At 64.1% G+C, this 24,787-nt stretch carries 23 protein-coding genes and 4 tRNA genes; 11 read left to right on the top strand and 16 right to left on the bottom strand.

Annotated elements, in window-relative coordinates; genetic code table 11:
* Nucleotides 1-114: 114 nt before the first annotated feature.
* Genes ABV408_RS10540 through fliD form a run of 3 tightly spaced genes read right to left on the bottom strand, consistent with a single transcriptional unit; the run spans nucleotide 115 to nucleotide 2,258 of the window.
* A complete protein-coding gene (locus ABV408_RS10540; protein ID WP_353978928.1) occupies nucleotides 115-495 on the bottom strand; it encodes a flagellar protein FliT in 381 nt (126 codons plus the stop codon).
* A 14-nt stretch (nucleotides 496-509) separates the two neighbouring features.
* Nucleotides 510-908: a flagellar export chaperone FliS gene (gene fliS, locus ABV408_RS10545; protein WP_353982230.1), complete on the bottom strand. Its 399-nt coding sequence runs from the start codon at nucleotides 906-908 to the stop codon at nucleotides 510-512.
* 21 nt (nucleotides 909-929) lie between these two features.
* On the bottom strand, nucleotides 930-2,258 hold the full coding sequence (gene fliD / locus ABV408_RS10550; RefSeq protein WP_353978929.1) for a flagellar filament capping protein FliD: 1,329 nt from the start codon (nucleotides 2,256-2,258) through the stop codon (nucleotides 930-932).
* A gap of 249 nt (nucleotides 2,259-2,507) precedes the next feature.
* Here fliD and ABV408_RS10555 point away from each other — a divergent pair, with 249 nt between their 5' ends.
* The 7 genes from ABV408_RS10555 to ABV408_RS10585 all read left to right on the top strand — a co-directional run bounded on the left by ABV408_RS10555 (nucleotide 2,508) and on the right by ABV408_RS10585 (nucleotide 7,325).
* Nucleotides 2,508-3,008: a hypothetical protein gene (locus tag ABV408_RS10555; protein ID WP_353978930.1), complete on the top strand. Its 501-nt coding sequence runs from the start codon at nucleotides 2,508-2,510 to the stop codon at nucleotides 3,006-3,008.
* A 140-nt stretch (nucleotides 3,009-3,148) separates the two neighbouring features.
* Entirely contained in the window at nucleotides 3,149-3,772 is a 624-nt protein-coding gene (locus ABV408_RS10560; protein ID WP_353978931.1) for a CBS domain-containing protein, read from the top strand.
* A complete protein-coding gene (locus tag ABV408_RS10565) occupies nucleotides 3,756-4,829 on the top strand; it encodes an asparaginase (protein WP_353978932.1) in 1,074 nt (357 codons plus the stop codon). Before ABV408_RS10560 ends, ABV408_RS10565 begins: the two co-directional genes overlap by 17 nt.
* A complete protein-coding gene (gene queC / locus ABV408_RS10570; RefSeq protein ID WP_353978933.1) occupies nucleotides 4,826-5,515 on the top strand; it encodes a 7-cyano-7-deazaguanine synthase QueC in 690 nt (229 codons plus the stop codon). The genes ABV408_RS10565 and queC overlap by 4 nt, the downstream gene beginning before the upstream one ends.
* 27 nt (nucleotides 5,516-5,542) lie before the next feature.
* On the top strand, nucleotides 5,543-6,223 hold the full coding sequence (gene queE / locus ABV408_RS10575; RefSeq protein WP_353978934.1) for a 7-carboxy-7-deazaguanine synthase: 681 nt from the start codon (nucleotides 5,543-5,545) through the stop codon (nucleotides 6,221-6,223).
* On the top strand, nucleotides 6,223-7,074 hold the full coding sequence (locus ABV408_RS10580) for a 6-carboxytetrahydropterin synthase (RefSeq protein WP_353978935.1): 852 nt from the start codon (nucleotides 6,223-6,225) through the stop codon (nucleotides 7,072-7,074). Before queE ends, ABV408_RS10580 begins: the two co-directional genes overlap by 1 nt.
* A complete protein-coding gene (locus tag ABV408_RS10585) occupies nucleotides 7,071-7,325 on the top strand; it encodes a YkgJ family cysteine cluster protein (RefSeq protein ID WP_353978936.1) in 255 nt (84 codons plus the stop codon). Before ABV408_RS10580 ends, ABV408_RS10585 begins: the two co-directional genes overlap by 4 nt.
* Nucleotides 7,326-7,516: 191 nt before the next feature.
* Here ABV408_RS10585 and ABV408_RS10590 read toward each other — a convergent pair whose 3' ends face one another.
* The 11 genes from ABV408_RS10590 to ABV408_RS10640 all read right to left on the bottom strand — a co-directional run bounded on the left by ABV408_RS10590 (nucleotide 7,517) and on the right by ABV408_RS10640 (nucleotide 18,107).
* Nucleotides 7,517-8,539, bottom strand: a complete 1,023-nt coding sequence (locus ABV408_RS10590) for an NADP-dependent oxidoreductase (protein WP_353978937.1) — start codon at nucleotides 8,537-8,539, stop codon at nucleotides 7,517-7,519.
* A gap of 124 nt (nucleotides 8,540-8,663) precedes the next feature.
* On the bottom strand, nucleotides 8,664-10,493 hold the full coding sequence (locus tag ABV408_RS10595) for a SurA N-terminal domain-containing protein (RefSeq protein ID WP_353978938.1): 1,830 nt from the start codon (nucleotides 10,491-10,493) through the stop codon (nucleotides 8,664-8,666).
* 261 nt (nucleotides 10,494-10,754) lie between these two features.
* Complete coding sequence (hupB, locus tag ABV408_RS10600) at nucleotides 10,755-11,027, bottom strand: nucleoid-associated protein HU-beta (RefSeq protein ID WP_035471690.1); 273 nt, start codon at nucleotides 11,025-11,027, stop codon at nucleotides 10,755-10,757.
* A gap of 178 nt (nucleotides 11,028-11,205) precedes the next feature.
* On the bottom strand, nucleotides 11,206-13,608 hold the full coding sequence (gene lon, locus ABV408_RS10605; protein WP_353978939.1) for an endopeptidase La: 2,403 nt from the start codon (nucleotides 13,606-13,608) through the stop codon (nucleotides 11,206-11,208).
* Nucleotides 13,609-13,851: 243 nt separating this feature from the next.
* Nucleotides 13,852-15,144 (bottom strand): ATP-dependent Clp protease ATP-binding subunit ClpX, encoded by a 1,293-nt coding sequence (gene clpX, locus ABV408_RS10610; protein WP_353978940.1) that lies wholly within the window; start codon nucleotides 15,142-15,144, stop codon nucleotides 13,852-13,854.
* Between the two features lie 64 nt (nucleotides 15,145-15,208).
* Entirely contained in the window at nucleotides 15,209-15,829 is a 621-nt protein-coding gene (gene clpP, locus ABV408_RS10615; RefSeq protein ID WP_035471683.1) for an ATP-dependent Clp endopeptidase proteolytic subunit ClpP, read from the bottom strand.
* 125 nt (nucleotides 15,830-15,954) lie between these two features.
* The gene (gene tig, locus ABV408_RS10620; protein ID WP_353978941.1) at nucleotides 15,955-17,310 is read right to left on the bottom strand and encodes a trigger factor; all 1,356 of its coding nucleotides are present in this window, start codon (nucleotides 17,308-17,310) and stop codon (nucleotides 15,955-15,957) included.
* Between the two features lie 356 nt (nucleotides 17,311-17,666).
* A tRNA-His gene (locus ABV408_RS10625) sits at nucleotides 17,667-17,741 on the bottom strand.
* A 23-nt stretch (nucleotides 17,742-17,764) separates the two neighbouring features.
* Nucleotides 17,765-17,839 (bottom strand) — tRNA-His (locus tag ABV408_RS10630).
* 74 nt (nucleotides 17,840-17,913) lie between these two features.
* A tRNA-Arg gene (locus ABV408_RS10635) sits at nucleotides 17,914-17,990 on the bottom strand.
* A gap of 40 nt (nucleotides 17,991-18,030) precedes the next feature.
* Nucleotides 18,031-18,107 (bottom strand) — tRNA-Pro (locus tag ABV408_RS10640).
* Nucleotides 18,108-18,380: 273 nt separating this feature from the next.
* On the opposite strand from ABV408_RS10640, the gene folD reads away from it, so the two are divergent.
* On the top strand, nucleotides 18,381-19,238 hold the full coding sequence (gene folD, locus ABV408_RS10645; RefSeq protein WP_164999634.1) for a bifunctional methylenetetrahydrofolate dehydrogenase/methenyltetrahydrofolate cyclohydrolase FolD: 858 nt from the start codon (nucleotides 18,381-18,383) through the stop codon (nucleotides 19,236-19,238).
* Nucleotides 19,239-19,266: 28 nt separating this feature from the next.
* Entirely contained in the window at nucleotides 19,267-19,971 is a 705-nt protein-coding gene (mtnN, locus tag ABV408_RS10650) for a 5'-methylthioadenosine/S-adenosylhomocysteine nucleosidase (RefSeq protein ID WP_353978942.1), read from the top strand.
* 177 nt (nucleotides 19,972-20,148) lie between these two features.
* On the opposite strand, the gene cysS is transcribed toward mtnN, so the two are convergent.
* Both cysS and ABV408_RS10660 read right to left on the bottom strand, forming a co-directional pair.
* Entirely contained in the window at nucleotides 20,149-21,540 is a 1,392-nt protein-coding gene (cysS, locus tag ABV408_RS10655) for a cysteine--tRNA ligase (RefSeq protein WP_353982231.1), read from the bottom strand.
* A 5-nt stretch (nucleotides 21,541-21,545) separates the two neighbouring features.
* Nucleotides 21,546-23,258, bottom strand: a complete 1,713-nt coding sequence (locus ABV408_RS10660; protein WP_353978943.1) for a glutamine--tRNA ligase/YqeY domain fusion protein — start codon at nucleotides 23,256-23,258, stop codon at nucleotides 21,546-21,548.
* A gap of 180 nt (nucleotides 23,259-23,438) precedes the next feature.
* Between ABV408_RS10660 and ABV408_RS10665 the strand changes: the two genes are divergently transcribed.
* Complete coding sequence (locus tag ABV408_RS10665; protein ID WP_353978944.1) at nucleotides 23,439-23,930, top strand: peptidylprolyl isomerase; 492 nt, start codon at nucleotides 23,439-23,441, stop codon at nucleotides 23,928-23,930.
* 58 nt (nucleotides 23,931-23,988) lie between these two features.
* Nucleotides 23,989-24,714 (top strand): UDP-2,3-diacylglucosamine diphosphatase, encoded by a 726-nt coding sequence (locus ABV408_RS10670; RefSeq protein WP_353978945.1) that lies wholly within the window; start codon nucleotides 23,989-23,991, stop codon nucleotides 24,712-24,714.
* Nucleotides 24,715-24,787: the final 73 nt, after the last annotated feature.

A 24,787-nucleotide genomic window follows, 5' to 3' on the forward strand; every position in this document is an offset into this window, starting at 1 on the left:
CATCGGAAGAGGCTTTGGGCGAGACCGGCGCCGGCTGATCCCGGAGTACGGGCACATCCACCCGCTTGCCCAGCACCTGGTGCAGCAAAGTGTCCAGAATTGGGGTAATACCGCTCACATGCTGCCGTCGGGCGCGTTGAAGCGAAGGCGCGTGGAGATGCCACCTCGCCCACCCTGGTACGCCTGCCCTACCGCCTGCTGGCGCCGGGAGTTGCCGATCATTTGTGCCAACTCGTCGCGCCGGGCATCGAGCAGACGCCGCGTCTCGGCGTCCTGACTCAGAATTTGCTCGAGCAATTGAAGCTGATCCTGACGCTCGCTCTCACTCAGCGAATTCGGGGTGCCGATCAACCGCACCCGATCCAGCTCGACTGCATAGCGAGCCTCCTGCTGGATCAACGCTTCCCAATCCTGAGACCGGGCATAGCCCAGCATCATGCTGGAGACTTCCAGTAGCTCGCGGTAGCGCGCCACCACGGACCCATGCTCGGCCATTCGACCTCCTTCGCTCACGGGGCAGCTCCGGCAGCGCGCAGCTCGCGCCAGCCCGAGCTGAGATCATCGAGAATAGCCGCTGCCTGGGTCAGCGGTGCGACGTCGTCACGCAGGTTCGCCTGCAGCAGCAGACGCGACACGTAATCGTAGAGCCGTGCCAGATTGGCCGCTATCTCGCCGCCCTTCTCGTGGTCGAGGGCTGCGGCCAGACCGTTGTTGACGATATCGATCGCCTTGGAGATCGCCGCGCCCTTGGCCGCCCGATTACCATCCTGCAGGTGCAGCTGGGCGCTGCTGATGGCCGCCTGGGCGCCATCGAACAACATCACGATGAGCTGGTGCGGATCGGCGGACATCACCGCCGACTCCACTCCTACTCTCGCGTAGGCACCTGCGCCCCGTCGATTAGTCATCATCATGCTAGGCACCTGTCACTACGTGGTTTGGGCGCTGAGCGCACTGAACTGCTGGCTCAGATAACCGCTCATGGAATTCATCTGCGACACCAGTGAATCGAGCTGACTGAATTGCTTGCGATAGCGGTCGATGGTGTCGGCGATCGAGCCCTGCATGCGCGAGTAGCGATCCTTCAGACTCGCCAGCGTCGAGTCGATACCATCAGTCGCCGCTTCCAGCGAGCCGCCACTGTCGAGAATCGTCCCCAGGGTGCTGTCGAAACGCCCGGCGAAACCGCTCTCGCCGTCGGCGCCCGAGAAGAACTGGCTGACACCAGCGGTATCATCGGCAAGCGCCTGGTCGAACTTGTCGCTATCGATCTTGAGTGTGCCATCGAGCTGTCGCTCGATGCCCATATTGGAGAGCAGTCGGTAGCTGCCGCCGTCATCGTTCGGCGTGCTCAGAACGCCACGCAGACGCGACTCGATCGAGCGCATGGTGGAATCGCCCAGCAGCAGACCCGCCGTATCGGTGTCCGCGTTATAACTCGTCAACGTATCGGCGGTCTTTTGCACCGCATTGTAAGCATCGACGAACGCTTTTACCGACGCGCTCATCGCCTCGGTATCCTTGGACACCGTGAGGGTCGCCGCGCTGTCGGTCGTGGCGTCTAGCTTGAGCGTCACGCCCTGGATGGCCTCTTCGACGGTATTCGTCTGGCTGACGATATCGATGCCGTTGACCTTGAGCTTGGCGTCCTGCGCCGCCACCTTGGTCTCGAAGCTGAAGTCGTCGTCGCTGGAGTAAGCGATCGCGGCGTCGGTGCCGGTCTCGCTGGAGGTCATCACCAGACGATAGCCATTGCCGTCATTGATGATGGAGGCAGTGGCCCCGGCATCCTTGGCGTTGATGGCATCGCGAATGTCACTCAGCGAGTCACCGCTGGCGTAGTCGACATCGATCTGGTCGCCACCACCGACGGTAAAGCTCAAGGTACCGCTGATACCCAGATCATCGGACTTGCTGGCGAACCCCTTGGAGGCAGAAGACTGCGCCTGGGCCAGCTGCGACACCTCGATCTGATAACGACCTGCCTCGGCGCCCTTGCCCGTGGATACACTCATCGCGTCGCCGGTAATCTCGCTACCGACAGCCGTGAAGGTCGACGGATCGCCGAGCTTGCCGATGGCATCGCGCAGCGCATTCAGCGAGCTCTCCAGCTTGCCGAAGGCCGACAATTTGGTCTTGTAGCTGCTCTGCTGCGCAGCGATCGGTTCGAGCCGCTTGCTCTCGGCTTTCTCGAGATCACTCAGCAGCCCGTTCAGATCCAGGCCGGAGCCGATACCCAAGGACGCTATGCTAGCCATGATGTCTCTCTCGTTCTGGATGCCATTTCTACCACGCCGGGCCCGCGCGCAGCGGCTGAATAGGCGTGATTCGGGTCGTCTTATCACATGATCGGCCGACGACGCACAAAACTTTAGCATTTACCGTAGCATCTTTATGTCGCCAAGACGCCAAGGCGAGGACGCCCTTTGCGAGCACGCGCGGGTGGCCAGACGACGGCCGAATAGGCGATCATAGGCGGCTGACGATTCGTCATTACTGGAGAAGACATGGACGCGAACTCCCTGTACGCCGACTACCGCCTGTGGCAGCGCTTCCAGCGCCAGGATCAGCTGTCGCGCGAGCACCAGGCAGCCGTGCGCAAGCTGGCAGAGACCGGGGCCATGGCGTCTCGTGTCACCGAGGCCTACCGCAGCATGGCGGACCGCGGCGCCAAGGAGGGCGCGAGCTATCGCACCTTGTTCCAGCGCCAGCGTGATAGTGGCGACAACCTGGCCTGCGAGGGCTGGCTTTTCGTGCGCCGAGTACTTACCGAAGGTGGCACCACGCGTATCCGCGCCACCCTGTTCGAGGGTTTCACGCTCGAGCAAGGGACACTGACGCCCACTCCAGAGACGGGGGTCAAGATCACGCTGGACATCTATGACGAACTACTGATGCAAAACAGCCTCAAGCTCGGCTGTCGCACCGATCGCCACGACGACGCGCGCGACACGCGCTTCATCACCTTTCTGGATAGCGTGCGGGGTGATCTACAGCAGCGCGGCTGAGGCCTCGCCGCTCTCTTATTCTCATTTGCCGACCTGCCGCCGCATCGGCAATGTCACCGCGGCGGGCCGGTAGCGTTCGATCCAAGCGACTTCCTTGACTTAGACACGTCTCGATTCAGACACTTGCCGGGAGATTCTCGATGGACAAGACCCCCCACCCCTCCAAGGTCCACTTCACTGCACTGCCGCTGGCTAGCCTCGATGGTGTCAGTGGTATCGTCCAGCCCGAAGCGCCGACGCACAGCGTCACGCTGGAGAGCCCGGCGGTACTCCTGGTCACCGACTTCAGCGTCAGCCGACCGCACACGCTGCCGACCTCCAGCTCGGTCGATCAGGCGCTGGAAACCATGAAGCAGGCCGGTGTCCGGCTGCTGATGCTGATCAACCCCGAAGGCCGCTTCACCGGCGTGGTCAATGCGCGTGAACTGATCGGCGGCCGGCGCGTCACGCTGGCCATGCAGCAGCATCAGATCGGCCGCGACGAAGTGACGGCGGAGATGATCCAGACACCGCGCAGCGAGCTGCACGCGCTCTCCTACAGCCGGGTCTCTCATGCCAGTGTCGGCGACCTGGTCGAGACGCTGAAGTCCTCCGGCGATCAGCACGTACTGGTCACCGAACCGGACAGCCAGGGCGGCGAGCGCATTCGCGGCATGATCTCCGCTTCCGATATCAGCCGTGCCTTGAGTGTCGATCTCAACCATCCGCCGGAAGCGCGCACCTTCGCCTCGATCTGCAAGGTGATCCGTGGTTACGACCTCTGAGACGACACCGCTGCCGCTACTCGTCATCTACGCTGGCGGCACCATCGGCATGCAGGCATCGAGTCGCGGGCTGATTCCCGCCGGCGACATGGCTGCACGCCTGGAGGCGGCACTGGCGACACTACCGCCGCTGCGGCGGCGTGCGCTGCCGGCCTACGCGCTATGGGAATCGCCCGAGCCGATCGACTCCAGCAGCGCGACCTTCGCCGACTGGTCGGCGCTCGCCGCGCTGATCGCGGCGCAGTACGACGACTATGCCGGCTTTGTCATCCTCCACGGCACCGACACCCTCGCCTGGTGCGCCTCGGCGCTGGCTTTTCAGTTGCAGGGGCTGACCAAACCGGTGGTGGTGACCGGTTCGCAGCGTCCGCTGGGCCAGACCGGCAGCGACGCGCTGGACAACCTGGAAGCGGCACTGGCTTTCGCCGCCACGCCCGGCTGGCGTGAAGTCGGCCTGTGCTTTCATGGCCGGCTACTGCGCGGCTGCCGTGCACGCAAGTGGTATACCCGTGATGACACCGGCTTCGAAAGTCCCAACTGGCCGCCGCTCGGTGAACTGGTGGATGGCGTGGCCGCGCTCTATCCCGCACGCGCCTGGCGCAGCGAGGGCGCACCGCGATTCGAGCTGCCGACGCGGGACCCAGCGTCCCAGGTGGTCCGCGTGACGCTGTGGCCGGGCATCGATGCCACGCTGGTCGAACGCTGGCTCGAAGCACCGCAGGTTGCCGGTGCGGTGCTGGAGTGCTGGGGCAGCGGCAACCTGCCCGATGACCCGGCACTGATCGGCGTGCTCGCGCGCGCCGTCGCCGAGGGCAAGCCGCTGGTCGCACTCAGCCAGTGCCCAATCGGCGACGCCGCTCCCGGTACCTACGCCAGCGGCCAGATTCTCAACGACATCGGCGTCATGTCGGGTGATGACATGACCGTCGAGGCCGCTTGCAGCAAACTGACGCACCTGCTCGCCCAGAACCTGCCCCATGAGGAGCTCCGACGGCGCTTCCTCACCCCGCTGGCCGGCGAGCGCGGGGCGTTCACGCCACAGGTTGACTGCGCATGACTTCCCCCTCGACACCCGCCTCGGCCGAACCCGCCGTGGTGATCTACTCCGGCGGCATGGATTCGTTCACCGTGCTGCACCGCGCGCTGCGCGAAGGCTACGCGGTCCACGCGCTCTCGTTCGACTATGGCCAGCGCCACGCGCGTGAGCTGGAAGTCGCCCGCCATGTCTGCCAATCGCTCGGCGTGCCCCACCGCGTGGTCGACATTCGCGCCATCCATCAGCTGATCGGCAACTCGGCGCTGACCGACGCCAGTCGTGAGCTGCCCAAGGGCGATTACGGCGAGGAGAACCTCACCGCCACAGTGGTGCCCAACCGCAACATGATCCTGCTCTCGCTGGCGATCGGGCACGCCGTCAACATCGGTGCTAGCAAGTGCTTCTACGGTGCCCATGGTGGAGACCACGTGCTCTATCCGGACTGCCGTCCGGCATTCGTCGAGCGCATGAATGATGTCGCGGCCATTGCCAACTTCGAGGCGGTCGAGATCGTGGCCCCCTACCTGCACGCCGACAAGACGCGCATCCTCGCCGACGGGCTCGCCATGGGACTGGACTACGCCGCCACCTGGACCTGCTATCTGGGTCAGGCCCAGGCCTGCGGCGAGTGCGGTAGCTGCCGCGAGCGTCTGGGCGCGTTCGAAAGCCTCGGGGTAACGGATCCGTTGCCCTACGCCACCTCCTGACCAACGCCAGATCGAGACATCCGCTTCATGTATAGCGTCAAGGAAGCCTTCTACACGCTTCAGGGCGAAGGTGCCCAGTCGGGACGCGCCAGCGTTTTCTGCCGTTTCACCGGCTGCAACCTGTGGTCCGGGCGCGAAGTCGATCGCGCCCGGGCGCAGTGCACGTTCTGCGACACCGATTTCATCGGCACCGATGGCCAGAATGGCGGCCGGTTCGCCGACGCCGAGGCTCTGGCCACGCATCTCGAGGCACTCTGGCAGCGCCCTTCGGATAGCGCTTCAGGCAACCCTTCGGATAGCACCGGGGGGCGCCGCTACGTCGTTTTCACCGGCGGCGAGCCGCTGCTACAGCTCGACCCGACGCTGCTCGAGGCGATGCACGAACGCGGCTTCGAGGTCGCCGTGGAGACCAACGGTACCCTACCGGTACCGCCTGGCGTCGACTGGATCTGTGTCAGCCCCAAGGGCGACAATAAACTCGTCCAGACCCGCGGCGACGAGCTCAAGCTGGTCCACCCCCAGCCGGGCGTCGACCCGCGACATTTCACCGGGCTCGACTTCACTCACTTCTTCCTGCAGCCGATCGACCCTGCTCCTGGGCGCATCGCCACCGACCGCGCCCCCATGGCCAGCGTGGTCGACTACTGCCTGCGCCACCCCCAGTGGCGCCTGTCGCTGCAGACGCACAAAATCGCTGGAATCGATTGATGACCCTGTTCGTGAACAACCTGACCAATATCGACGCCTCGATCTGGTCACCGCAGCTCGGCCTGATGGGGGCGAGCTGGCACGTCGACGTCGAGCTCGATGGTGAGCTCGGCGAAGACGGTATGCTGTTCGACTTCGGCGAGGTCAAGCCGTGGATCAAATCGCGCCTGGACGCTGGCCTCGACCACACTTTGCTGGTGCCCGTCCAGGCCACCGGGGTCAAGGTCGAGGAGTGCCTGGAAGGGCTTCATCTGAGTGCCGAGCTGCCCTACTCGTTCGAGGTGCGCGCACCGCGTCAGGCCTTCACCCTGCTGCCCTGGGGCGAGATCAACGCCGAGCGACTCGGCGCCTATCTCAGCCAGGAGTTGAGCAAGCGCCCACCGCCGCGGGTGGAGGCGATCCGCGTACGCCTGCGCGAGGAGCTTGCCGACGGCGCCATCTACACCTACAGCCATGGTCTCAAGCACCACGCCGGCAACTGCCAGCGCATCGCCCATGGCCACCGCTCGCATCTGCGCATCTGGCGTGACGGCCAGCGCGATCCGGAGCTCGAGGCCCACTGGTCGCGACAGCTCGACCACAGCTATCTGGTCGACGAAGAGGACGCGGTCAATCCACGCGAGAGCGGACCGCTCAAGGTGCGCTATCGCAGCGCCCAGGGTCAGTTCCAGCTGCGTCTGCCGCGGGAGCGCTGTCATATCCTGCCCGCGCCCACGACGGTGGAGCATATCGCCGACTGGCTCGCCCGGCAGATCGCTCAGGCCAGCGGCGCGCATATCCGCGTGCAGGCGTTCGAAGGCATCGACAAGGGCGCCCTGGCCCAGCACCGCGGCGAGCCGAGCCCCGCATGAGCACCTGTCGTCCCGGCTGCGGGGCCTGCTGCATCGCCCCGTCGATCACCTCCCCCATCCCCGGCATGCCCCAGGGCAAGCCCGCGGGGGTGCGCTGCGTCCAGCTCGATGACGACAACCTCTGCCGCCTGTTCGGCGACCCCCGTCGCCCTGCGGTCTGCGCCCGCTTCGACTTCGACATCGAGCTGTGCGGCGACGACCGCGGTCAGGCGCTGCAGCTGATCACACGGTGGGAGCACGCCACGCAGTAGCCAAGTGCGGCAGATAGCGCGGCGCGCCGGATGTCGGAGACCTGCGCAGTGCCGGCAATCCGCACGACGCCAGCATTCGTAATACGTATCCGCACCTCGTGAGAGACCTTTGCAATGCAAAAGGCCTCGGCCGCAGATAGCAGCCGAGGCCTTTCGTGCCATCGGGACAACCTTAAGATAACGGTATAACTTCAGACGTCAGCGGCACTGGCGTCGAGTTTCACCAACATCTTGCCCTCATTGTCACCGGAGAAGAGCTTCAGGAACGCTTCCGGCGTTCGCTCGAGCCCCTCGATCACGGTCTCGCGATAGCGCATCTTGCCGGCGGCAACCTGCGGCGCCACCTCGGCCAGGAACGTCGGGTAGTGGGCCCAATGCTCGGCGACGATGAACCCCTCCATGCGCGCCTTGCGAAACAGCAGCCGGTTGAGATTGCGCGGCCCGTCGCCCGCCTGGGCGTCGTTGTAGCGGTCGATCAGCCCGCACACCGCGATGCGCGCGTGGTCACGCAGGTTGGCCAGCGCCGCGTCCAGCAGCGGCCCGCCGACGTTCTCGTAATAGACATCGATCCCCTCCGGCGCCGCCTCGGCCAGTGCCTGGGTCAGCGCCTCGACATCCTTGCCGCGGTAGTTCACCGCCCGCGCGCCAAGCCCCTCGAGCCATTCGCACTTGGCATCGCTGCCGGCAACACCGACCACCTGGCACCCTGCTGCCAGCGCCAGCTGTACCGCCAGCGAGCCCACTGCGCCGGAAGCCGCGCTGACCAGCACCCGCTCTCCCGGCTGCATCTGTGCGATCCGGTTGAGCCCGGTCCAGGCGGTCATGCCGGGCATGCCGAGCACGCCGAGATAGGCCTGAGGCGGCACATCGTGCTCGGGCAGCAGCTCGACCTGATCGGCCGACAGCTGAGCCACATCGCGCCACCCCGCCATATGGCGGACGAGATCCCCCGGCGCATAGCGCGAATCCATCGACGCCACTACCTCTCCGACGGCTCCGCCATCCATCGGCGCATCGAGGGCGTAGGGCTCGACGTAGGTGGTGACGCCACTCATGCGTCCGCGCATGTAGGGATCGACCGACAGCCACAGATTGCGCACCCGCACCTCGCCCTCGGCCAAGGGCGCCAGCGGCTGTTCACGCAGCACGAACTGATTCTCACGCGGCAGGCCCTGGGGAATCTCGGTGAGTGCGATATAACGACTGGTAGCCATAAACGAAAAAGCCCTCCTGGCAAGTAGATACGTCGATCTAGCCTAGGAGGGCATACGGCTCCCGGCAAGCAACAAGCCTGCCGATGAGCCTTGGGGGAGGAAATTTCGTCGGCGTGGAGAAAGCTCAGCGCTTCTCGATCTCAGCCTCGCTCTGCAGCGACTCGCTCAACCCCTGAATGGCGTTCTGCGCCTTGATTCGCTGGGCCAGACGCCGGATGAAGTCGGCGCCCTGAGGGTCGGGCTTGCCGGCCATCACCTTGTCGAGCGCCACGACCGCGACGGCGTCGGGCAGCTCGACACTGGCGTAGCTGGCACCCTCGGCAGCCGGGCGCGGCAACCCGAAAGCCGCCTCCAGCACCGGCTGGGGAACGCCGTCGGCGCCGTCGCGAGTGACCGCATCGACGCGCTGCCAGTTCAGTCCGGACACCGACTCGCCCTGCTTCAGGCTGGCCACCGCCTGCTCGGCCTGCGTCTTCAGACGCTGGCGCGTCATCTCGCCCTTGACCGCCGCGGTGACCCTGTCGCGCACCTGGTCGAGCGGCAGCACGCTGGCATCGCGATGATCGACCACCCGCAGTACCACGCGCTGCTGGGCGTCGGTCTCGATCGCTTCGCTGTTGTAGCCATCCTCGAGCACATCCGGCGAGAACGCGGCAGCGATCACGTCGGGGTTGGAGAGCACGCCCTCACCGCCGCCATCGCGCGAGAACCAGTCACTGCTCTTCAGCGACAGCCCCATATCCTTGGCCACGCTGGCCAGATCATCGGCTTCGTAGGCGTCATTGGTCAGTTTCTGCACCGCCTCGTTGAAGGCATCCTGCGACTGCGCCAGCTGAACTTCCTTGACCAGCGCCGCCCGGTCCTTCTCGAAGCTGGGGATCTCGATGTCGGTCACCTTGATCAGATGCAGGCCGTAGTCCGACTTGACGATCTGAGAGACCTGCCCCTGGTCCAGCGAGAAGGCGGCATCATCGAACGCCTGGCCGAAAAAGCCCTTCTGGATGACACCGATGTCACCGCCCTTGGCCGCGGAGGAGCTGTCGTCCGAGTAGGTCTTGGCCAGCTTGGCGAAATCCTCGCCCTTAGCCAGCTTGGCCTTTACCTCTTCGAGCCGCGCACGCGCCTGCTGCTCGGTACGGTCGCCATCACCGTAGGTGACCAGGATATGCGAAACCCGACGCGGTGCAGCCTTGCGATCCTGCTCATAGGCCTGGCGCAGCTCGGCGTCGGTTACCTCCACGCTATGGGCCAGATCCTGCTGATTGAGCACCAGGTAGTTGACCTTGACCTGCTCCGGCCGCCGGAAATCGTCCTGGTGCGCCTGATAGTAGCTCTGGATGTCGGCGTCGCTCGGCGTTACCGGCTGGGCCAGATCGGCCGGCGTCAACCGCGCGTAGCGGAAGCTGCGCTGCTGTTGCTGCAGCGCGGCGAGGCGCTGCTGCTCGCTGGGCAGCACGAATGCCGACACCGCCAGTCCCTGCTGGATCTGGCGCCGCAGGGTATCCGCGCGCAGCTCGCGACGAAATGCCGCCGGCGTATAGCCGGCCTGGGCCAAACGGGTGGTGAACAGCTGGTCCGAGAAACGGCCCTGCTGATCCTGGAACTCGGGCAGCGACACGATGAGCTGGTCGAGCTGGGTATCGGAGACGAACAGGCCGCCCGCCTCGGCGTACTGGTCCAGCGTCTTCTGACTGATCAGCTGGTCGAGCACCTGGGCACGATACTGACGCTCCTGCTCCGGCGGTACCTGGCCAGAGCGAATGCCCCTTTGCACCTGGGTCTCCACCGCCTGACGACTGATCGCCTCGCCGTTGACCTTGGCCACGTCGTTGCTGCCTGACTGGAAATAACTGACCAGTGACTCCGCGCCAAACAGCGCGAAGGTCACGATGATGGCCCCCACGATGACCTTCGCCACCCAGCCCTGGGAGCCTTCACGAATTTTCTGCAGCATGCTGTCCTCGCATGTCGGTAACCCTATCTCCGGGGCGCATCGTACACCGCCGCACGCGACCAATGCATCCCCACCGCGCGAACCCTGGGCCGCTATGGCAGGGGCGACGATAGTGCTCGTCGCACGCCGGGACACCCCGAAAGGCGGTCATAAAAAAAGCGCATCGCTGAGGCGATGCGCTTACATGGTTACGGACCTGACCGTGCGTAACAGCCGCAGCTAAGTCACCCGCGGGAACAGGGCCCGTGTCACGCGGCAAACTTAGTTGACAGCGTCCTTGAGCGCCTTGCCCGCCTTGAAGCTGGGCACCTTGGCAGCACTGATGTTGATCGGCTTGCCAGTCTGCGGGTTACGGCCGGTGCGTGCAGCACGCTCCTTGACCGAGAAAGTCCCGAACCCAACCAGTGCCACGGAATCGCCGTTCTTCAGACTGTCGGACACGGACTCGATCATGGCGTCGAGTGCACGCGTCGCAGCTGCCTTGGGAATATCGGCAGACGCGGCAATGGCTTCGATCAGCTCGGATTTATTCACACTTCACCCCTTGACTGTGTACAAAATTGAGAGGAAATCAACGCGCAATCTCTAACTGCGATAGCGATCACAACAAGTGGGCATTTTATAGCAATGCTCCAATTATGCTGTCAATCAAGATCGTGAGAAAAACCGCGTCACGTCTGACTTCACGCCTCGAATTCACGCCGGAATTCGATCAATGTGTGCTGACATTGGCCTGCGATGAAGCGGCATCGTCGGCACGCTTTTCATCGACTTCCAAAGGGTTCGTCAAGGCCACCGCCAGCACTTCGTCGATCCACTTCACTGGGCGGATATCCAACGCGCTCTTGATATTGTCGGGAACCTCCTTGAGGTCCCGGCGATTCTCTTCGGGAATGAGCACCGTCTTTATACCACCGCGCCGTGCAGCCAGCAATTTCTCCTTCAGGCCGCCGATCGGCATCACTTCACCGCGCAAATTGACTTCGCCGGTCATGGCCACATCGCAGCGCACGGCACGCCCGCTGTAGGCGGAGATCATCGCAGTGACCATACCGATGCCGGCACTGGGGCCATCCTTGGGGGTGGCACCCTCCGGCACGTGGATATGCAGGTCTTCTTTCTCGAAGCGTTCAGGATCGATGCCCAGTTGAGGGGCGCGCGCGCGCACCACCGTATGGGCAGCGCTGACCGACTCCTTCATCACATCGCCCAGCGAGCCGGTCTTGTTGAGACGCCCCTTGCCCGGAGTGACCACAGACTCGATGTAGAGCAGCTCACCACCCACCGAAGTCCACGCCAGGCCGGTGACACGCCCCACCTGATCGTCCTGATCGGCCAGCCCGTAGCTGTAGCGACGAACGCCGGCGTAACGGTCGATATCCGCCGCCGCCAGCGTCTGACCCGCCTGGGCGCCCTGCCCCTTCTCCGCCTCCAGGCGTTCGCGCAGGACCTTGCGGCACACCTTGGCGATCTGGCGCTCGAGCTCGCGCACGCCCGCCTCACGAGTGTAGTAGCGAATCAGTTCGAGTACCGCTTCGTCACCGAAGGTCAGCTCCTGATCCTTGAGCCCGTTGGCCTTGAGCTGCTTGGGAATCAGGTAGCGCTTGGCGATGGCCAGCTTCTCGTCTTCGGTGTAACCCGGCAGTCGGATCACCTCCATACGATCGAGCAGCGGCCCAGGGATGTTCATCGAGTTGGCGGTGCAGATGAACATCACATCGGAGAGGTCGTAGTCGAGCTCCAGATAGTGGTCGTTGAACTTGTCGTTCTGCTCCGGATCGAGCACCTCGAGCAGCGCCGAAGCCGGATCACCACGATGATCCATGCCGATCTTGTCGACCTCGTCGAGCAGGAACAGCGGGTTGCGCACCCCGGCCTTGCTCATGCGCTGGATCAGCTTGCCCGGGAGCGAACCGATATAGGTGCGCCGATGACCACGAATCTCGGACTCGTCGCGCACGCCGCCCAAGGCCAGACGCACGTAGCGACGATTGGTCGCGCGCGCGATCGACTGCCCCAGCGAGGTCTTGCCCACGCCCGGCGGCCCCACCAGGCAAAGTACCGGCCCCTTGAGCTTCTTGACCCGCTTCTGCACCGCGAGATACTCGAGGATGCGCTCCTTGACCTCTTCGAGGCCATGGTGATCCTCATCGAGCACCTTGGCCGCCAGCGGCAGATCGTGCTTGACCCGGGTGCGCTTCTTCCACGGCACCGACAGCACCCAGTCGAGATAGGAGCGCACTACCGTGGCCTCGGCAGAGGTCGGCGACATCATCTTGAGCTTGTTGAGCTCCTGGGTCGCCTTGTCCACCGCTTCCTGCGGCATGCCCGCTTCCTGGATCCGCTGCTCGTACTTCTCGGCCTCGTTGGGCACGTTCTCGAGCTCGCCCATCTCCTTCTGGATGGCCTTCATCTGCTCGTTGAGATAGTACTCGCGCTGGGATTTCTCCATCTGATCCTTGACCCGCGAGCGGATCCGCTTCTCGACCTGCAGCAGGTCGATTTCGGACTCGATCAGCGCCATCAGGTGCTCGATGCGATCGCGCACGCGATCCATCTCCAACAGCTCCTGCTTGTCATCGATCTTCAGCGACAGGTGCGCGCAGATGGTGTCGACGAGACGGCTGGGATCCTCGATCTCCTGCAGTGAGGAGAGCACCTCGCTGGGCACTTTCTTGGACAGCTTCACATACTGCTCGAACTGGTTGAGCAGCACCCGAACCAGCGACTCCTGCTCGCGTTCGCTGAGCGGCTCGCTGTCGCGCGGCGTGGCATCGGCGGCGATGTAGCCACTCTCCTCCTCGACCACACGCTGCACATCGACACGGAAGGCGCCTTCGATCAGCACCTTCACGGTGCCATCGGGCAGCTTCAGCAGCTGTTTGATATCGGCGACGGTACCGACGCCGAAGAGATCATCGGCACCCGGATCGTCATGCGCCGCTTCACGCTGAGCGACCAGCAGGACGCGCTTGTCGCTCTCCATGGCCGTCTCGAGCGCACGAATCGACTTCTCGCGCCCGACGAACAGCGGGATGACCATCTGCGGATACACCACCACGTCGCGCAGCGGCAGTAGCGGTAGTTTGAGTGTCTGGTCTGAGCTCTGCGCCATTACAGCATTTCCTCGGCAAACGTTCGGATGGGTGAGCCACCAGAGCGGCAATAGCGGGGTACGTGGGGGCGAGATCCCCAGGTTCCAAGAGGGACGTGACCTCGACCTGACATGACAATGTCACACCTCGGACCTCAAGGGGACATGCCAACGCCGCTGCACGCCGGGAGCGATGCGGCCCCGACATGAAGAAGGGGCCCCTGAGGGCCCCTTCCCTGAGTCGAGACGTCAACGCGGAAGGCGTCAGCCGTCCTTGTTGGCGACCCGACTCTCTTCCTGCTTGGAGTAGATCAGCAGCGGCTCGCTGTCACCCGAAATGACGGAATCATCGATCACCACCTTGGTCACGCCTTCGAGAGACGGTACGTCGTACATCGTCTCCAGCAGCACCGATTCGAGGATCGAGCGCAGACCACGGGCTCCGGTCTTGCGCTCCATCGCCTTGTGGGCCACGGCGCGCAGCGCGTCCTCGCGGAAATCGAGCTCGACGCCCTCCATCTCGAACAGGCGCGAGTACTGCTTGACCAGCGAGTTCTTGGGCTCGACGAGAATCTGGATCAGCGCATCTTCGGTCAGCTCGGTGAGCGTGGCGATCACCGGAAGGCGGCCGACGAACTCGGGGATCAGGCCGAACTTGACCAGATCTTCGGGCTCGACACTGGCCAGCACGTCACCGACGCCCTTGTCGCTCTCTTTGCTCTTGACCGTGGCGTTGAAGCCGATGCCACCCTTCTCGGCGCGATCGCGGATCACCTTGTCCAAGCCGGCGAAGGCACCGCCGACGATGAACAGGATATTGCCGGTATCGACCTGCAGGAACTCCTGCTGCGGATGCTTGCGCCCGCCCTGGGGAGGCACCGAGGCGGTGGTGCCCTCGATCAGCTTGAGCAGCGCCTGCTGGACCCCTTCACCCGAGACGTCACGGGTAATCGACGGGTTGTCCGACTTGCGCGAAATCTTGTCGATCTCGTCGATGTAGACGATGCCGCGCTGCGCCTTCTCGACGTCGTAGTCGCACTTCTGCAGCAGCTTCTGGATGATGTTCTCGACATCCTCGCCGACATACCCTGCTTCGGTGAGCGTGGTCGCATCGGCGATGGTGAACGGCACGTTGAGCAGCCGCGCCAGCGTCTCCGCCAGCAGGGTCTTGCCGCTGCCGGTCGGACCGATCAGCAGGATGTTCGATTTGCCCAGCTCGATGTCGTCATTCTTGCCACCACTCTTGCCGCCGCCACGCAGCCGCTTGTAGTGGTTGTAGACCGCCACCGACAGCACCATCTTGGCGCGATCCTGGCCGATGACGTAGTCATCCAGCGTATTGCGGATCTCACGGGGTACCGGCAGGCGATCCTCATCGCTCTCGGCGTCGGCTTCCAGCACCTCTTCGCGGATGATGTCGTTGCACAGATCGACACACTCGTCACAGATGTAGACGGACGGACCTGCGATCAGCTTGCGCACCTCGTTCTGATTCTTGCCGCAGAACGAGCAGTAGAGCAGCTTGCCGTTGTCGTCTTTGCCTTTACCGTCGGCCATTCGTGTACCTCGTCAGGACGGCGATGCCGAGCATCGCCGTGTGAAACCTTGACTCAAAACGCTATCAGGATACCGGGCGCTTATCCAGCTTGGCGTCGATCAGCCCGTACTCTACGGCCTGGTCGCCATCCATGAAATTGTCGCGGTCGGTGTCCTGGGCCACCTTGTCGATATCCTGTCCGGTGTGATCGGCCAGAATCCGGTTGAGCTTGTGACGAATCGTCAGAATCTCCCGGGTATGGATCTCGATGTCGGAAGCCTGCCCCTGATAGCCGCCCAGCGGCTGGTGAATCATCATGCGCGAGTGCGGCAGACAGTAGCGCTTGCCCTTGGCGCCCCCGGTCAACAGGAGCGCCCCCATGCTCGCCGCCTGACCGATACACACGGTCGATACGTCCGGCTTGATGAACTGCATGGTGTCGTAGATCGACATGCCCGCGGTGACCGAGCCACCAGGAGAGTTGATGTAGAGGTGGATATCCTTGTCCGGATTCTCCGACTCCAGGAAGAGCAGCTGCGCCACCACCAGATTGGCCATGTAGTCTTCGACTTGGCCGACCAGGAAGATGACACGCTCCTTGAGCAGCCGGGAGTAGATGTCGTAAGACCGCTCGCCGCGCGCACTCTGCTCCACGACCATCGGAACCAGGCCGCCGGCATTACTGATGTCGAACTCGTTACGCATCGCGATTTCCTTGCATCTGGTGAGTGTCACACTCCTCTAGGCGGTGGCCGCGAACCCACTTTGCCGCCGCCAACCACCGCCGAACCCCGGCATCTTGCCGGGGCCCGTCGCTTACCAAGCAGCGTTTATGCTTTGGAATCGCTCTCTTCGCTCTCATCTTCATCGGCCGCGTCGTCCGATTGTTGAGCGGACTGCAGCACATCTTCATAGCTCATGCTGACGTCTTTAACCTGGGCCTGCGCCAGCAGCTTGTCAACGGCCTTGTCTTCGAGCACCGCAGACTTGATCTGGTTCTTGAGCTCGTCGTTCTTGAGGTACTGCTCGACCACCTGTTCCGGCTGCTGGTACTGGGTCGCCAGCTCCTCGGCGCGGGCACGGATCTCGTCGTCGCTCGCCTCGAGCTCGTTCTGCTTGATCACTTCGGCCAGCAGCAGGCCGACCTTGACCCGGTTGCGCGCTTGATCGGCGAACAGCTCGTTGGGCAGCTGGCTGACATCGAAATCTTCGCCCAGGCCGAACTGCTGTGCTGCCTGACGCTTGAGACCATCGGTCTCCTGGTCGACCAGCGACTGCGGCACGCTGACTTCGTTGGCCGCCTGCAGCGCCTCGAGCACCTGCTGCTTGACGCGGTTCTGCGTGGCCTGCTTGACCTCGCGCTCCATGTTGCTCTTGACTTCGGCGCGGAACTTGTCGAAGTCACCATCATCGACGCCGAACGCCTTGATGAACTCGGCATCGACTTCCGGCATCGTCTTGGCCGACACCTCGTGCACCTTGACCGCGAAGGTGGCTTCCTGACCGGCCAGATGCTCGGCCTGGTAATCTTCCGGGAAGGTCACCTGGATGCGCTTCTCTTCGCCGGCGTTGGCGCCCACGAGCTGTTCTTCGAAGCCCGGGATGAAACGGTTGGAGCCCAGCTCCAGTTCGTGCCCTTCGGCGGCGCCGCCCTCGAACGGCTCGTCACCGAGGAAGCCCTCGAAGTCGATCTTGACCTGATCGCCCATCTCGGCGCCACGCTCGACCGGCTGGAACTCGGCGCGCTGGGTGCGCAGGGTCTCGATCATCTGATCGATATCGGCTTCGGTGATCTCGGTCTGCGGACGCTCGACCTCGGTACCGGCGATGCTCTGAAGCTCGATCTCCGGGTAGACCTCCAGCGTGGCAACGAACTCGAGATCCTTGCCGTCCTGATTGACGGTCGGTTCGATCGAGGGGTAGCCGGCCGGGTTGAGGCTCTCTTCGGTGATGGCGCGCACGTAGTGCTGACGCATCAGCTCGCTGACCACTTCGTTGCGCACGTCCTGGCCGAAACGCTGGCGCACGACGGCCATCGGGATCTTGCCTTGACGAAAACCATTCAGACGAACGCGCTTGGCGGTGTCTTGCAGACGAGCGGCGACGGCCTGATCGACCTCGCTCGCCGGCACCTGGACGGTGATGCGACGTTCGATCTGGGATGTCGTCTCAACGGAAACTTGCATAGATGATCCTCTACCGACGGGAGCGTTCTGTGATTGCAACTTCAAAAAAATAAGGGAGAGATTCTATGAATCCCCATGCCTACTGGCAAGCAGACTTGCCGCCTACATTGGGCTGAAGCGCCCGAAAACCAAGGGGCAGCGACGAAAATCGACAGAATGAAAGGACGACTCGTCGTCAGCGACCGGCAAGCGTGACCTCGAGACAGGCACGAACCGGACGATGCAGCCCCACTGGCCATGGCGTACGCCATGCCGGAGGCGGCACTCAGCTATGCAGAGGCTGGCGCAGCACGAGACAAGAGCAGCGCGAACAAGAACAGGGGAAAGAACCAGGAAGACATCCGAAGGGACAGAAATGGGGTGGATGATGGGGATCGAACCCACGACCACCGGAGCCACAATCCGGGGCTCTACCACTGAGCTACATCCACCATTTCTGAGTGCGTGTCGAAAGTGGGGTGGATGATGGGGATCGAACCCACGACCACCGGAGCCACAATCCGGGGCTCTACCACTGAGCTACATCCACCATCTCGACACTGGCATCGCTTGGAACTACCACACCCCATCCAACGCTTCACGACGTGAAGACTATCCGGAGAGTGGCGCGCCCAGCAGGACTCGAACCTGCAACCTACGGCTTAGAAGGCCGTTGCTCTATCCGGTTGAGCTATAGGCGCATTCCAATACCGGCTGCCTGTTCATCGATCACCGACCCGCTGGTCGGGGTAGAGGGATTTGAACCCCCGACATCCTGCTCCCAAAGCAGGCGCGCTACCAGACTGCGCTATACCCCGTCGCCGGGCGACACGATCGATGACGCTACGAGCCCCTCGATGCGCTGCGTATTCTACGGATCATTTCTGCAAGGTCAAGCCCTTACGTGAATTTCAGCCGATCCCGGGTCGCCTCTGGCCTGCCCCACTGTCGCCCCAGTGACATCCATCCTCAACGCCTGCGTTGACTGGATCGGCTGGCGTGCGAAAATTGCCGCCTTCGTCGGCCTGGCCGGAGCCCGGCTCCACCCAGCGAGACCGACCGCTATTTTCGCTACTCAGAAAGGACAGTCGATGACCGCTCAGTTGATCGACGGCAAACGCATTGCCGGCGCCATCCGCGAACAGGTGACCACCGAGGTGGCCGAGCGCCTCCAGCTGGGACGCCGGCGCCCGGGCCTGGCGGTGATTCTGGTGGGCCACGACCCCGCCTCCGAGATCTACGTGAGCCACAAGCACCGTGCCTGCGAGCAGGCCGGCATTCTCTCGTTCAGCCATCGCCTCGATGCCACCATCAGCCAGCAGGCGCTGGAAGCGGTCATCGACGAACTGAATGCAGACGATACGGTCGACGGCATCCTGCTACAGCTGCCGCTACCCGAGCATCTCGACGCCAACCCGCTACTCGAGCGTATTCGCCCGGACAAGGACGTCGACGGCTTCCACCCCTACAACCTGGGGCGTCTGGCCCAACGCATGCCGCTGCTGCGCCCGTGCACGCCCAAAGGCATCATGACCCTGCTCGAACACAGCGGTATCGAGCTGCGTGGCCTCGAGGCGACGGTGGTCGGCGCCTCCAATATCGTCGGTCGCCCCATGTCACTGGAGCTGCTGCTGGCTGGCTGCACCACCACCGTGTGCCACCGCTTCACCCGCAGCCTGGAGGAGAAAGTCCGCCAGGCAGATCTACTGGTGGTGGCCGTGGGCAAGCCGGGCCTCATCGATGGTAACTGGATCAAGCCGGGCGCCGTGGTGATCGATGTCGGCATGAACCGTAACGATGACGGCACCCTGGTCGGCGATGTCGACTTCGCCAGCGCCGCCGAGCGTGCCAGCTTCATCACCCCGGTACCCGGCGGGGTCGGCCCGATGACGGTCGCGACCCTGTTGCAGAACACCCTGCAGGCCGCCGAACTCCACGACGCCCATTGACCCTCGCCGCCACTCAAGGAATCTCGTGATGCAAACCATCGGCCTCATCGGTGCCATGGAGCAGGAAGTCACCCTGCTCGCCTCGCAGTTGGAAGACGCGCGCGTCGAACGTCACGCCGGCGCCACCTTCCACTGCGGCCGTCGCCACGGCGTCGAGATCGTGCTGCTGCAGTCGGGCATCGGCAAGGTCAATGCCGCCGTCGGCACCACTCAGATGATGACGCGCTTCCGCCCCGATGCGGTGATCAACACCGGCTCGGCGGGCGGCTTCGGCGCCGAGCTGGAGGTCGGCGACGTGGTCATCTCCAGCGAAGTACGCCATCACGATGTCGATGTCACCGCCTTCGGCTACGCCCTGGGTCAGGTGCCGGGCATGCCGGCGTCATTCGCCCCCGCGCCCGAACTGGTCAGCGCCGCACGCGCAAGCATCGAGAATCTCGGCGAGCTGCGCGTGTTCGAGGGCCTGATCTGCACCGGCGACAGCTTCATGTCAGACCCGGCCAGGGTCGAGGGGCTGCGGGCACACTTCCCCGAGATGCTGGCGATCGAGATGGAAGCGGCGGCGATCGCTCAGACCTGCCACCTCTTCGACTGCCCGTTCGTGGTCATTCGCGCGCTTTCGGATATTGCCGGCAAGTCATCGCACCTCTCCTTCGACGCCTTCCTGGAGCGTGCAGCCACCCACTCGGCGCGCATGGTCGACGCCATCGTCGCGCGCCTGGCGACGCACTGACACACCCGATTTGAGGCGCCCGGAAACCACAGACTCTGACAACGACCGCCGCTGAAAACGAATAGGCCCCGCCGGATCGGCGGGGCCTATTCGTCACTGGCCGGGTATTCGTCACTGGCAAAGACACGGCAACAGTCGCCGACGCAGCTTTCGCGCTCGGTCGCGGCCGTCTTCAGCTCAGTCGCCAGCCGCCTCCAGACTCCAGCGGGTGCCCTCGCGGGAATCCTTGAGCACGATACCCAGCGCCGCCAGCTCGTCGCGAATCCGGTCGGCGGCGGCAAAATCGCGCTCGCGCTTGGCCTGGGCCCGCGCCTCGATGCGCGCCTCGATCTCCGCCTCCGCCAGCGGCAGCGCCTGGGCGCCGGCCTTGAGAAAGTCAGCCGGCTCGCGCTCGAGCAGGCCCAGCACCCCGGCCAGGCGCTTGAGCTCGAACGCCAGCGCCGCGGCCCTTAGAGCATCCGTGTCGCGCAAGCGATTGACCTCGCGCACCAGCTCGAACAGTACCGACAGCGCTTCGGGCGTATTGAAGTCATCGTTCATTGCTGCACTGAAACGGGCCGCGTAGTCCGGCGCGACCTCGCCCTGACACGGCTTGACGCCATCCAGCGCGTGGTAGAAGCGCTCCAGCGAGCGCCGCGCCTCACCGAGGGAGGCCGGCGCATAGTTGATCGGGCTGCGGTAGTGGCTGGCCACCAACAGGTAGCGCACCACCTCCGGATCATGACTCTCGAGCACTTCACGAATGGTGAAGAAGTTGCCCAGCGACTTGGACATCTTCTCCTGATCGACGCGCACCGCTCCGGCGTGCATCCACACATTGACGTAGGGCTTGCCGGTGGCGGCCTCGCTCTGGGCAATCTCGTTCTCGTGGTGGGGAAAGGTCAGATCGGGCCCACCGCCATGAATATCGAACGTTTCGCCCAGGCAGCAGGTCGACATCGCCGAGCACTCGATGTGCCAGCCCGGACGCCCTTCGCTCCATGGCGAGGGCCAGCTCGCCTCATTCGGCTTGGCGGCTTTCCACAACACGAAGTCGAGCGGGTCCTCCTTGTGGGAGTCGACCTCGACCCGTGCCCCGGCCCGCATCTCGTCCAGATTGCGGTTGTTGAGCTTGCCGTAGGCGGCAAACCGACGCACGCGGTAGTAGACGTCACCGTTGTCCGCGGCATAGGCGTAGCCGTTGTCGATCAGGCGCTGGATCATCGCCACGATCTCGTGGATATGGCCAGTGGCGCGGGGCTCCAGATCCGGACGCAGCACGCCCAGGCGCGCCTCGTCTTCGTGCATTGCCGCGATCATGCGCTCGGTCAGCGCCGAGATCGGCTCACCGTTCTCCTCGGCGCGCTTGAGGATCTTGTCATCGATATCGGTGATGTTGCGCACATAGGTGACGTCGAGCCCGGTCTGGCGCAGCCAGCGGGTGATCACGTCGAACGCCACCATTACCCGGGCATGGCCCAGGTGGCAGTAGTCGTAGACCGTCATGCCACAGACGTACATGCGCAGCTTGCCGGGCTCGATCGGTTGCAGCGGCGCCTTGCGCCGCGTCAGCGTGCTATAGACCTGCAGCTCACTCATGCCGTCCCCTGCTGCTTCTGCTGAATCTTGGCCCAGGAATCCTTGAGTCCGACCGTACGATTGAACACCAGCTTGCCATCGCGACAGGCGTGACGGTCGGCGCAGAAGTAGCCCACGCGCTCGAACTGATAGCGCGCCTCGGGCGCCGCATCCGCGAGCGCCGGCTCGGCGATGCCGTGCACGGTGACCAGTGACTCGGGGTTGAGATGATCGAGGAAGTCGGCGTCCTTGTCGCGATCCGGCGCCTCATCGAGGAACAGGTTGTCATAGAGACGGACTTCCACCGGCACGCCGTGCTCGGCGCTGACCCAGTGGATCACCCCTTTCACCTTGCGCCCCTCGGGATTCTTGCCCAAGGTCTCGAAGTCGACCGAGCAGTGCAGCGCCGTGATCTCGCCGCTGGCGTCCTTGATCACCTCGTCGCAGCGGATCACGTAGCCGTTGCGCAGGCGCACCTCCTTGCCCGGCGCCAGCCGGAAGAACTTCTTCGGCGGCTCCTCCATGAAGTCGTCACGGTCGATCCAGATCTCGCGGGTCAGCGGCAGGCGCCGGGTACCCATGTCTTCACGCGCCGGATGCCCCGGCACCTCGAACACTTCGCCGTGGTCGGCAGCGACGTTGGTCAGCACCACCTTGAGCGGGTTGAGCACGCACATCGCGCGCGGCGCGTTGTCTTCCAGATCGGAGCGAATCGCGAAGTGCAGCATGGCGATGTCGACCACATTGGCCGCCCGGCTGACCCCGGTCATGTCGCAGAACTTGCGCAGCGAGGCCGGCGTGTAACCGCGCCGGCGCAGCCCCGAGATGGTGGGCATGCGCGGATCGTCCCAGCCATCCACCACCTGCTCGTCGACCAGCAGCTTGAGCTTGCGCTTGGAGGTCACGGTGTAGTTGACGTTCATCCGCGCGAATTCGGTCTGGCGCGGCTGCGACGGCACCGGCAGATGCGCCAGGAACCACTCGTAGAGCGGGCGGTGATCCTCGAACTCGAGCGTGCACAGCGAATGGGTGATGCCCTCGATCGCATCCGACTGGCCATGCGCGAAGTCATAGGAGGGATAGATCTTCCAGGCATCGCCGGTCTGGTGGTGATGGGCGTGGCGAATCCGGTAGAGGATCGGGTCGCGCAGATTGATATTCGGCGCGGCCATGTCGATCTTGGCCCGCAGCACCTTGGCCCCCTCGGCGAACTCGCCCACCCGCATGCGCTCCAGCAGGTCGAGGTTCTCCTCCACGCCGCGCTCGCGGTAGGGGCTCGGCCGCCCCGGCTCGGTCAGGGTGCCACGGTATTCGCGGATCTCTTCCGGCGAGAGATCGTCGACATACGCCAGACCTTCGCGCACCAGATGCTGGGCCCAGGCATAGAGCTGATCGAAGTAGCTCGAGGCGTAGCGCACCTCACCGCTCCAGCGATAGCCGAGCCACTCGATATCCTCGCGAATGGCGTCGATATAAGCCTGCTCTTCCTTGGCCGGATTGGTGTCGTCGAAGCGCAGATGACAGCGACCGCCGAACTGTTCCGCCAGACCGAAATTGACCCAGATCGACTTGGCGTGACCGATGTGCAGAAAGCCGTTGGGCTCCGGCGGAAAGCGGGTCACGATCGTCTGGGCCTGCCCCGATTCGATCTCGTCACGAATCTGATTGCGCAGAAAATTCGGGGCTCCGTGCTGGGTATCGTCGTTCTCGACGCGACTCTCGACGCTCATGGAATGCAGACAACCTCTGTAATTCGTCGGACCGTGCAATGACGGCGCTGGTGAAGGCAGGTTAACACGCGTGCCGGGCGGTTTCTCCCGCCCGCGCAAAGCGGCTATTATAGCGCGACGCGCGGTCTCGGCGCCAAGCCGGCGCCGGCCCGGAACACGCCCTTTCGCTCAGGAAATCCCATGATCGTTCTGCACACCAATAACGGCATCATCAAACTCGAGCTGGACGCCGACAAGGCGCCCAAGACGGCCGCCAATTTCGAGCAGTACGTCCGCGATGGCCACTACGACGGCACCCTGTTTCACCGTGTGATCGATGGTTTCATGGTTCAGGGCGGCGGCTTCGATACCGACTTCGAACAGAAAGCGACGCGGGCACCGATCGAGAACGAAGCCGACAACGGCCTCACCAACCGGAAAGGCAGCGTCGCCATGGCGCGCACCCAGGACCCGCACTCGGCCAGCGCGCAGTTCTTCATCAACGTCTCCGACAACGACTTCCTCAACCACCGCGACAAGAGCCTGCCGGGCTGGGGCTACTGCGTGTTCGGCAACGTCGTCGGGGGTATGGACGTGGTCGACCGTATCCGCCAGGTCACCACCGGGCGCCGCGGCATGCACAGCGACGTGCCGGTCGAGGATGTGATCATCGAACGCGCCGAAATCGTCTGAGCGGGCACTGCTCGCCTCCCCCAACGCCTTATCGACCGCCACTGCCATCGAGTCCACCATGCAACTGCTGATCGCCGACCTGCATCTACAACCCGACCAGCCCGAGATCGCCCAGGGTTTCATCGACTACCTGCGCGGACCCGCCCGCGAGGCCTCGGCACTGACCATTCTCGGCGACCTGTTCGAAGCGTGGATCGGCGATGACTACCGCGGCGAGTTCGAGCAGCGCATCATCGCCGAGCTGCGCGCCTGCCATGACGCCGGCACCCGGCTCGCCTTCATGCACGGCAACCGCGACTTCCTGATCGGAGAGGCCTTCGCCGCCGACAGCGGCTGCGCCCTGCTCGAGGACCCCACCGTGGTCGAGCTGGGCGGGCGTCGCGCCCTGCTGATGCACGGCGACAGCCTGTGCACCGGTGACACCGCCTATATGGCGTTCCGCCGCCAGGCCCGCGATCCGGCATGGCAGGCCCAGATCCTGGCGCTGCCGGTGGAGGAGCGCCTGGCGCTGGCGCGCAAGCTGCGCCAGCAGTCCGGCGAGGCCAACTCCAACAAGGCCGAGGACATCATGGATGTGACCCCGGCGGCGGTGGTCGATACGCTGCGCGCGCATGAATCGCGCCTGCTGATCCATGGCCACACCCACCGCCCGGCGGTGCACGAGCTGGAGGTCGACGGCGAGCGCGCCGAGCGCTATGTCATCGGCGACTGGCGGCCCGATCAGGGCTGGCAGCTCAGAGTCGAGGGCGACGACATTACGCTGGAGTCTTTCGCCCTCGCCTGAACCGGCCTTTCCCGTCACCGGCCCCGCCTGAGTCTACGCGCAACGGCGGGGCCTGCGGTGCGACCGCTCGTCC

The organism is Salinicola endophyticus, from assembly GCF_040536835.1.
Classification (GTDB): domain Bacteria; phylum Pseudomonadota; class Gammaproteobacteria; order Pseudomonadales; family Halomonadaceae; genus Salinicola; species Salinicola endophyticus_A.